Here is an 893-nt window from a genome sequence, read left to right on the forward strand (position 1 = left end):
TGTCCCTTCTAGCCCAGCGCCCCCTCACACGCCAGCGCCAGCACCATCAACGCCGTCTCATCCTCCTGCACCGATAACATCTCCATCCCCACCGGCAGACCGATACGGCTTACGCCGCACGGCAAGGTTATAGCTGGCAGGCCGCTGATGGCGGCCAGTTCCGGCGCGCAGCCTGGCGGCATCTTCGCCATACTTTCTGGTAACCGTTGTACGGTGGGATACACAAATCCGTCGATGCGCTGCGCCTTCGCCACCTGGCAAAGGCTCTGCCGTAACAGGCGCTGAAAGCGACGCCCCGCCAGCCAGTGCGGGGTTTTCAGCGTGTTACTCACCAGCATCTGACGTAGAAACGGCGCAAACTCTGGCAGGAAAGCGCCGGAGTCCACAATGCTTGTTAGTCCGGAGGGAGCGCCAGGCTGTTTGCTAAGCCAGTCGTCAATCGCCACGCGAAATTCATACAGGCTCAGGCATGTCGCCTGACTTACGTCGTCCAGCAAAGGTAATGATACCTTCACCAGCGTTGCTCCGGCACGACGCAACGTGTGCAGCGCCGACTGCCAGACCTCCAGCTGTACCTCATCCTCTCCCTGTAACGCGGTTACCACACCAAAGCGAACGCCTTTCAGCGAACGCACAGGAAGCGCAACCGGTGGCAAACCATGGATCACCGCATGCAGCAAGGCGGCATCTTCAACGCTATGTACCATTGGCCCAACGGTATCTTTGCTGGGCGAGAGCGGCGCTACCCCGTCCAGCTGTGAACGGCGAAAAGCAGGCCGTAGCCCCACCAGCCCGGTATAGCTACAGGGAATGCGGATAGAGCCGCCGGTATCGGTACCCAATGCGCCATCCGCCATCCCCGCCGCCACCGCCGCGGCGCATCCTCCGCTGGA

General features: G+C 61.4%; 1 protein-coding gene. It reads right to left on the bottom strand.

Features of this window, described 5'->3' with window-relative positions; all coding sequences use genetic code 11:
- Positions 1–8: 8 nt before the first annotated feature.
- The coding region (locus HP459_RS23175; protein WP_171936954.1) for an amidase family protein at positions 9–893 on the bottom strand (885 nt) is incomplete at its 5' end.

Source organism: Enterobacter sp. CM29 (genome assembly GCF_013179605.1).
In the GTDB taxonomy this organism is placed as follows: Bacteria; Pseudomonadota; Gammaproteobacteria; order Enterobacterales; family Enterobacteriaceae; genus Enterobacter; species Enterobacter intestinihominis.